Origin of the sequence: Anaeromassilibacillus sp. An172 (assembly GCF_002160515.1) — a bacterium.
GTDB classification, from domain to species: domain Bacteria; phylum Bacillota; class Clostridia; order Oscillospirales; family Acutalibacteraceae; genus Limousia; species Limousia pullorum.
Genome location: NZ_NFKS01000011.1, coordinates 71,766 through 80,241, shown reverse-complemented (window position 1 = coordinate 80,241; position 8,476 = coordinate 71,766). Strand labels below are relative to the sequence as shown.

At 39.1% G+C, this 8,476-nt stretch carries 7 protein-coding genes, 3 tRNA genes and 1 rRNA gene; 7 read left to right on the top strand and 4 right to left on the bottom strand.

Annotation, left to right across the window (positions count from 1 at the left end; translation table 11 throughout):
* The first annotated feature begins 33 nt into the window (after window positions 1-33).
* The 5 genes from B5F08_RS07055 (at window position 34) to B5F08_RS07035 (ending at window position 1,456) form a co-directional block, all read left to right on the top strand.
* Window positions 34-109 (top strand) — tRNA-Lys (locus tag B5F08_RS07055).
* 50 nt (window positions 110-159) lie between these two features.
* Window positions 160-234, top strand: a tRNA-Glu gene (locus B5F08_RS07050).
* Window positions 235-236: 2 nt separating this feature from the next.
* Window positions 237-353 (top strand): 5S ribosomal RNA (gene rrf, locus B5F08_RS07045).
* A gap of 41 nt (window positions 354-394) precedes the next feature.
* Window positions 395-470: transfer RNA gene (locus B5F08_RS07040), tRNA-Asn, on the top strand.
* Window positions 471-907: 437 nt separating this feature from the next.
* A complete protein-coding gene (locus B5F08_RS07035; protein WP_087377763.1) occupies window positions 908-1,456 on the top strand; it encodes a VanZ family protein in 549 nt (182 codons plus the stop codon).
* Window positions 1,457-1,507: 51 nt separating this feature from the next.
* Here the strand turns inward: B5F08_RS07035 and recQ are convergent, their stop codons facing one another.
* Complete coding sequence (gene recQ / locus B5F08_RS07030; RefSeq protein WP_087377761.1) at window positions 1,508-3,340, bottom strand: DNA helicase RecQ; 1,833 nt, start codon at window positions 3,338-3,340, stop codon at window positions 1,508-1,510.
* 156 nt (window positions 3,341-3,496) lie between these two features.
* Here recQ and B5F08_RS07025 point away from each other — a divergent pair, with 156 nt between their 5' ends.
* Window positions 3,497-4,018 carry a nitroreductase gene (locus B5F08_RS07025; RefSeq protein ID WP_087377759.1) on the top strand — a complete coding sequence of 174 codons (522 nt, stop codon included), beginning with the start codon at window positions 3,497-3,499 and terminating at the stop codon, window positions 4,016-4,018.
* A gap of 55 nt (window positions 4,019-4,073) precedes the next feature.
* Here the strand turns inward: B5F08_RS07025 and B5F08_RS07020 are convergent, their stop codons facing one another.
* Together B5F08_RS07020 and B5F08_RS13625 are read right to left on the bottom strand one after the other, a co-directional pair.
* Window positions 4,074-4,457, bottom strand: coding sequence for a DUF1874 domain-containing protein (locus tag B5F08_RS07020; protein WP_087377757.1), 384 nt, complete (start codon window positions 4,455-4,457; stop codon window positions 4,074-4,076).
* Between the two features lie 233 nt (window positions 4,458-4,690).
* The gene (locus B5F08_RS13625; RefSeq protein ID WP_275532167.1) at window positions 4,691-4,819 is read right to left on the bottom strand and encodes a hypothetical protein; all 129 of its coding nucleotides are present in this window, start codon (window positions 4,817-4,819) and stop codon (window positions 4,691-4,693) included.
* 223 nt (window positions 4,820-5,042) lie between these two features.
* Between B5F08_RS13625 and B5F08_RS07015 the strand changes: the two genes are divergently transcribed.
* Window positions 5,043-6,272, top strand: a complete 1,230-nt coding sequence (locus B5F08_RS07015) for a glycoside hydrolase family 1 protein (RefSeq protein WP_087377773.1) — start codon at window positions 5,043-5,045, stop codon at window positions 6,270-6,272.
* A gap of 81 nt (window positions 6,273-6,353) precedes the next feature.
* Here the strand turns inward: B5F08_RS07015 and B5F08_RS07010 are convergent, their stop codons facing one another.
* The gene (locus B5F08_RS07010) at window positions 6,354-8,471 is read right to left on the bottom strand and encodes a glutamine synthetase III family protein (RefSeq protein ID WP_087377755.1); all 2,118 of its coding nucleotides are present in this window, start codon (window positions 8,469-8,471) and stop codon (window positions 6,354-6,356) included.
* Between the last annotated feature and the right edge of the window lie 5 nt (window positions 8,472-8,476).

Here is an 8,476-nt window from a genome sequence, read left to right as displayed (position 1 = left end):
TATTCAGTTTTCAGGGTGTTAACTCTGAAAGATGCACCATTAGCTCAGTTGGTAGAGCACCTGACTCTTAATCAGGGTGTCCCGGGTTCGAGCCCCTGATGGTGCACCAGTATAAATAGGGGCTAATGAGCTAAAGAAAGACCGTTAGCCTCGAGAAATGGCTCGTTGGTCAAGCGGTTAAGACACCGGCCTCTCACGCCGGTAACGGGGGTTCGATTCCCCCACGAGTCACCAAAGTTGGTGTTGATGACGCTGAGGGTCCACCCGTTCCCATACCGAACACGGAAGTTAAGCTCAGTGGTGCCGAAGATACTTGGCTGGAGACGGCCTGGGAAAATAGGGAGATGCCAACACGAAGAGATTACATCCGAGAAATCGGGTGTAATTTATATATTCCTCCTTAGCTCAGTCGGTAGAGCATGCGGCTGTTAACCGCAGGGTCGTTGGTTCGAGCCCGACAGGGGGAGCCAAAAGAAGCAGTTTCAAACGAGACTGCTTTTTTTATTTCCGCCTTGCAAAGGTTTGACTGAGAAATCAACGTCGTTTCAAGGCGGGCGAAACCTTCTGTTTAGTCTTTAGAATGGCTCGCTCTCGGTTGGGCTTGCTCTTATTTTTAATTTTTGACATGTAAAGGTTTATATTAGAATTTAACACCCACACAAGTATTGAGATACATTTTTCTTAGTCTTTGGAATGGCTCATCCTCAGTTGACTTTGTTTTATTTATTTCTGAAACCTGATTTTTAAATTTTAATCTTACAGCCATGGTTAATTTTTTACCACGGCTGATTTTTTTATACAAATAAAAATATATTGTAAAAAATAGTTGAAATTATGAGTTTATGATGTTAAAGTATATATGTAAATATTTGTACATATTGTGTATAATAAAAAGGAGGTCGTAAAAATGTTGTCGGCAGTTGATTTGTATTTATTTGGTGCTATTGGTATTGTTTTTGGGGGTGTTATCGCTTTTCTCCTCAAGGCTATACCGCTTAAAATCCTCTTTTGGAGTGTATTTTATGTTTACATAATAGTTGTTTTGGGACTGACTCTTTTTCCGATTCCTTATCAGGGCGCAGAGCTTTTTGGTTCAGTTCCAAATAACTTTATCCCATTTAAAACGATTATATCCACGTTGCAGATGGGTTTGACAGTTACAGCTTTTATTCAGATTGCAGGAAACATTCTTATTGCTGCTCCTTATGGTGTTGTTCTCGATTTGACAATGAGAAAAAGCAATAAAATCTGGCTTTTCCTGTTTCTTTTGCTTTTCCCGTTGGTGATAGAGTCATTGCAGTTCATAATCGGCTTTGCAATCGGCTATAATTACCGCTCAGTTGATATTGACGACTTTATATTGAATGCTTTGGGCGGTTATCTCGGTATTCTTTTTAGCAAACTTTTCTTTAAAAATTACGGTGATAAAATTTATAACAGATTATTTTCCAGATGATAAACATAAAACCACAGGCTTTGGAGCTTGTGGTTTTTTCTGCTGTAAAGATTAAGATTGTTCTATAAGATAATTATTTATTGTATCAAGAAAAATTTCGCCGTATTGGGCAAGCTTGGTTTTTCCTACTCCGGACACTGTGAGGAATTCTTCTGATGTCATAGGAAGTTTTTTACACATATCTGTAAGTGTGGCGTCGGAAAATATAATATAAGCCGGAACATTTTTTTCCATAGCCAATTTTCTGCGAAGCTGTTTAAGTTCGTCCAGCAAATCATTGTCAATAACTGCATTGATATCTGCAGCTTTAACCGTCGGTTTTGGCTCTTTCTTTTGCTCCTTAGGGATTTTCATTGTCAATGGTGATTTACCCTTTAAGACGCCATAACTTGTGGCAGAGACCTTTAAAACCGGATATTCGCCGCCTTCTGAGAATATAAAGCCTATTTGCTCTAAATGCTCTATAATGTTTCTTATTCGTTTTTCAGAAGAGTCCTTCATTATGCCGTAGGTGGATTGATTGTCAAGCTTGAATCTCAGCAGTCTTTCGTTTTTACTGCCACGCAAAACATAGCATATCATCTTTTTACCGTAACGCTGTCCTGTTTTTATTATGCAGGACAGTATTTTTTGTGTATCAACTGTTATGTCAATGGTTTCAAATTGGGTAAGGCAGTTGGAGCATTTTCCGCAGTAGTTATCTGCTTTGTCACCGAAATATTTTAAGATGAACTTTCTTAAACAATCGTTTGTGGTGCAGTAGAAGGTCATTTGTTTTAATCTTTCAAAGTCCTTTTCACGAACCATGTATTTTTCTTCTTCGGTAAGCTCGGGGTTATCCTCGGATTTCTCTATTAAAAATCGGTTGGTGAATACATCTTGAGGACTGTACAATAAAATACAGTCGGCTTGAGAGCCGTCACGGCCAGCACGTCCGGCTTCCTGATAGTAGCTTTCAATATTTTTCGGCATGTTGTAGTGGATTACATAGGAAACATTTGATTTGTCAATGCCCATTCCAAAGGCGTTTGTGGCAACCATAATTTGTTTACGGTCAAAAACAAAATCCTCCTGATTTTCCTTTCTCTCATTTTCTGAAAGTCCGGCGTGATATCTTGTGGCGGAAAAACTGTTTTGATTTATCAGCTCACAAACCTCCTCAACAGCTTTTCTTGTTGAGCAATACACAATACCTGATTTTTCTGAGCGCTCTTTTATAAGGTCAATAAGTGTTGTGTCCTTATTTTTGGGCTTCATTACTGAGAAAAATAAATTGCTTCTGTTAAAACCTGTTGTAACAACAAGAGGCTTGTTTAGCTTTAGTATTTTTAAAATATCCTCTTTAACCTCTTTGGTAGCGGTTGCGGTAAAAGCACCGACAACAGGGCGGCAGGGAAGTGATTCTATAAATTCAACTATCTTTAGATAGCTTGGTCTGAAATCCTGTCCCCATTGAGAAACGCAGTGGGCTTCGTCCACAGCAACCATGGAAATTTTTATCTTATCGCACAGCTCTGTAAACTCCGGAACCACAAGTCTTTCCGGCGCAACATATATTATTTTATATTTTCCTAATGCGGCATTTTCCAAGACACGGAAATACTGCGCTTGATTTAAAGAGCTGTTTATGTATGCGGCAGAAATGCCGGATTGAACAAGTGATGTAACCTGGTCTTTCATCAGTGATATAAGAGGAGAAATAACCAAAGTGACGCCGTCAAAAACAAGAGCAGGTATCTGATAGCAGATTGACTTTCCCGCACCCGTGGGCATGATACACAAAGCGTCTTTGCCGGATAAAAGGCAATCAACAATTTTTTCTTGCCCCTGACGAAATTCGCTGTGTCCAAAATATTCCTTTAAAACTGCCAGTTTTTCATTCATATAATTCACCTTGTTTATTTCTTTATCTTTGTTTCATAATAACATGGAGGAAAATATATTTCAATCATTTTAATACTTCAAATGGTGGATAAGGATTGACAGGAAAATATGTTGTAGTATAATTAAATTAACAGAATTTATAAAGGAGGTGTTTTTATGGAAACAGTAATTGATTGTATTAAATCAAGAAGAAGTATCAGATGTTTCAAACCTGACATGATTTCAAAGGATATTATTGAAAAGATTGTTGTTGCCGGTAAATTTGCCGCCACAGGAATGAACAGACAATCACCTATAATCATTGCTGTTACAAACAAAGAGGTACGTGACAAACTTTCAAAGCTTAATGCAGAGATAATGGGCAGAGATATTGACCCGTTCTATGGCGCACCTGTTGTTCTTATAGTTTTGGCGGATAAAAATGCTCCCACACATATTTATGACGGAAGTCTTGTAATGGGAAATCTTATGCTTGCCGCTCATGAGCTGGGAGTTGGAAGCTGCTGGATTCACAGAGCAAAGGAAGAATTTGAAAGACCTGAGGGTTTGGAAATACTTAAATCTCTCGGAATAGAGGGAGAGTATGAGGGCATAGGTCATTGCGTGCTGGGATATGTAGACGGAGAATACCCAAAGGCTGCTCCAAGAAAAAGTAATTGGATTTATTTTATTGATTGATAAAAAGACACCGGATTTCTATTGAAGTCCGGTGTTGAATTTTGTATTATAGAGATTATTTCAAACGTGTCAAATACTGGCAGTATACATAAATGTTTTGGATTTTTTTAGCTTCTGCGCCCTCTTCGGTTTTTATAATAGGCTGGGTTTCCGATGGTGTTATGTAGAGCTTAAACACAATGGCGTCCTGACCCGGTCTTATGTTTCTTATGCGCTTTTTGGTGAAATCTCTTTTGGAAACTTTGAGATAGTCGAATATTACCGTTTCAATAGCTGCATCTGTAAAACACTGTAAAATATCTTTTTCATCGTGCATATCGATAATTGCACGAGCTGCGTCAAAGGTGAGGTTTTCACATTTGTATTCACCGTCGTTTAATGCTGTCATCATACTGCTGTTGTCCAAAAGCAGCAAAGGTTTGTCAAAAGTATTAGCCATTGTTTTGCCTCCTTAATGTTAATTTTTTATATTAAAAATATTTCCTGACTTTATAATATGAAATTATAATAACATAATAATTCAGAAAAAGCAACAATTGATAAAAAATTAACAGCTTTTTTAAATTTTGTGAATATTTTAACAGACTTACTTGCAAAAAAAGAAAAAGCGGGCTGCCAGTGGTGACAGCCCGCCATTTAGATTTCCGGATTATTTAACTAATCCGTTATTTTTTAGCAGCATCCGCAGGAATTACCGCAGCCGCCGTTGTCTTTGCCGGCGTTGCCGCCGCAGCAGCACACGAGGATGATGATGAGAAGAATTACCCATGAGCAGTTGTCGTTGCCAAAACAGTTACACATTGTTGTTTTCCTCCTTTCTGTTTACACTACATACTATTGCAGGAGAGGCATTTTGGTTACGGATTTTTTAAAAATTTTATTTTTTATTTTAAAGCTGAATTTATGCACGTGTTTTAAAGTAAGATATTATAATAAATTATTTGATTTATTTCGGTCAAAATGATATAATTGGAAATATTTTTAAGAGGTATATTGATTGAAAGGAACGGAGTTTATTTTTTGTATGCGTATAGAAATGCTTATGGGAGTTGCAACTTCTGCAACACAGATTGAGGGAGGAGACAAAAATAACACATGGTACAGATTTTCCAAAACGGGAAAATGTGTTGACGGAACAAACTGTCTGCGTGCGGCAGATCACTACAATCGTTATATGGAAGATATAGACCTTATGGCTTCATTGGGCGTTGAGATTTATAGAATGAGCCTTGAATGGAGCAGAATAGAACCTCAAAAAGGCGTTTTTAATAAAGAGGCAATAGACCACTACCGTGACGAGCTTGAATATTTTATAGAGAAGGGAATAAAGCCCCTTGTAACACTTCATCATTTTTCAGACCCCATATGGTTTGCGGACATGGGAGGATTTGAAAAGAAAAAGAATGTAAAATATTTTTTAGAGTATGTGGAAAAAGTGATTGAGTCCTTCGGAGATATAGTAAGCGAATTTGTCACTATAAACGAACCGAATGTCTATATTTTAAACGGATATATGTTAGCCTACTGGCCGCCGTTAAGGGGAAACTATATAGCGGGATTTCGTGTATGCAAGAATATGGCGAGATGCCATATAGGCGCTTATAAGCTTATTCATAAAATGAGAGAAGAAAAGGGATATAAGGATACAAAGGTTTCCTTTGCAAATCATATGGTTTACTTTGTGCCTAAAAATGAGAAAAATCCTATTCATAGATTTTGCACAGCCTTTTATGAATATCTTTTCCATACAATGATAAACAATAGCTTTTATGAGGGAAAAACACCTCTTTTTATGGGAAAAAGGCTGGAAAGCGGAAAGTATTACGATTTTATCGGTATAAATTATTACACAAGGCGAGCAATAGGATATTTTACATCCAATGAATACAAGGGAGAAAGCAAAAGCGATTTAAATTGGGATATTTATCCGGAGGGTATAAGACTTATAACAGAGGATTTGTATAAAAAGTTTAAGAAAGAGGTTTATATAACCGAAAACGGAGTTTGTGATAAGAACGATATTTTGAGAGAAAAATATATAAAAGACCATATAAGGGAGTTAGTGTACGAGGGTTCTCCTGTCACAAGATATTACCACTGGTCTTTTTTGGATAATTTTGAGTGGAGAGAGGGAGAACACGCAAGGTTCGGACTTGTTCATGTGAACTATGAAACTCAAAAGAGAACCGTTAGAAAAAGCGCAGAGTTTTACAAAAGGCTTATAAAAGAAAAATCAACAGAACTTTTAGAATAAACAAAAATCAGAGTGACTATGAACAGGTCACTCTGATTTTTTTGGAATCTATAGGGATACTAAATATTAGGTATTAACAAATTAAATTTTATAAAGAAGCTCTGAGTAGGATGGGAACGGCCAGTATTTCTTTGGCATGAAGTGTTCTGCCTTGTCTGCGCTTTCTCTGAGAGCTTCCATATGCTGAAGCACTGTGTTTGCAAAGAACTGTGAAAGCTTTTGGATGTCGCTTTCCTTTTTAGCAAGCTGTAAATCCTCTTCAAGCTGGTTTACAAGAGATGTCATGTTCTCAACACAGGCTGAAAGCTCCTTAACAGTTGAAATCTCTGTAGAAACAGGAATATCAGGGGAAAGGCTGCGCTTGTTTGCAGCGGTCTTTGAAAGGAAATCAACATATTCCAAAACAGCTGGAATAATTTCTTTTCTTGCCATTTCGTCCATTGTTAAAGCTTCGATGGTGATTTTCTTTTGATAGAGTTCGGAAAGAATCTCGTATCTGGAAATCATTTCGCCCTTGGTGAAAATCTTGTGCTTTGTGAAAAGGTCGATGTTCTTCTGAGAAATAAAGGTTGGGAGAGCATCGGCTGTGGTTCTCAGATTCAGCAGACCTCTGCGCTGTGCTTCTTCAACCCATTCCTGAGAATAGTTGTTGCCGTTGAAGATAATTCTCTTGTGGTCCTTCAAAACTTCCTTGATAATGTCGTGAAGAACTGCGTTAAAGTCCTCAGCACCTTCAAGTTTGTCTGCAAAGCCTGCAAGCTCTTCTGCAACGATTGTGTTAAGCACAATGTTTGGTCCGGCGATTGAGTCGCCTGAACCCAGCATACGGAACTCAAACTTGTTACCGGTAAATGCAAAAGGTGAGGTTCTGTTTCTGTCTGTTGTGTCTTTTGGGAAACGTGGGAGAATATGAACTCCTACTTTCATTTCAACCTTGTCTTTTCCGTTGTATTCGCAATCGTTTTCAATGGACTTGAGAACGTCGGAAAGCTCGTCACCCAAAAACATTGATACAATAGCAGGAGGAGCTTCGTTTGCACCCAAACGGTGGTCGTTTCCGGCGCTTGCAACAGAAACTCTCAGCAAATCCTGATACTCGTCAACTGCCTTGATAACAGCCGAGAGGAAAAGGAGGAACTGTGCGTTTTCAGCAGGTGAATCGCCTGGCTCCAAAAGGTTTACGCCGGTGTTTGTGGACAAGGACCAGTTGTTGTGCTTACCGCTTCCGTTGATGCCCTCAAATGGCTTTTCGTGGAGGAGACATACAAGATCATGCTTCTGTGCAACCTTTTTGATAATCTCCATGGTGAGCTGGTTTTGGTCGGTTGCCACGTTTGTATTGGTGAAGATTGGAGCAAGCTCGTGCTGTGCAGGTGCAACCTCATTGTGCTCGGTTTTTGCAAATACACCAAGCTTCCAAAGCTCAATGTCCAAATCCTTCATAAATGCTTTTATTCTCGGCTTGATTGTTCCGAAATAGTGGTCCTCAAGCTCCTGTCCCTTTGGAGGACGCTCGCCGAAAAGAGTTCTGCCGCAGAGCATAAGGTCTTCACGCTGTGCGTAATAATCCTTGTCGATGAGGAAATATTCCTGTTCAGGGCCGACAGTTGTAATAACACGTGTGGCCTCTGTGTTGCCGAAAAGTCTTAAAATTCTCAATGCCTGCTTATTGATAACTTCCATTGAACGGAGAAGAGGGGTCTTTTTGTCCAGAGCTTCGCCGCCGTAAGAACAGAATACAGTTGGGATACACAGTGTATTGTCTTTTATAAATGCATATGCAGATGGGTCCCATGCGGTGTAGCCTCTTGCTTCAAAGGTGGCACGGAGTCCGCCTGATGGGAAAGAGGAGGCGTCAGGTTCGCCTTTTACAAGCTCCTTGCCGCTGAACTCCATAATTACAGATGTGGGAGTTTCAGGTGTAATAAAGCTGTCGTGCTTTTCTGCGGTGTAGCCTGTCATCGGCTGGAACCAGTGGGTAAAATGAGTTGCGCCCTTTTCCACTGCCCAATCTTTCATTGCGTTGGCAACTACGTTTGCGATTGTTCTGTCAAGGCTCTTTCCAAGTTCCATAGTCTTTTTCAAAGCCTTGTATGTTTCTTTCGGAAGTCTTTCTTTCATCACTTTATCGTTGAAAACCATGCTTCCGAAAAGTTCCGGAATATAGTTGCTTTTATTTTCTGCGGGAACATTATTCATGGAAA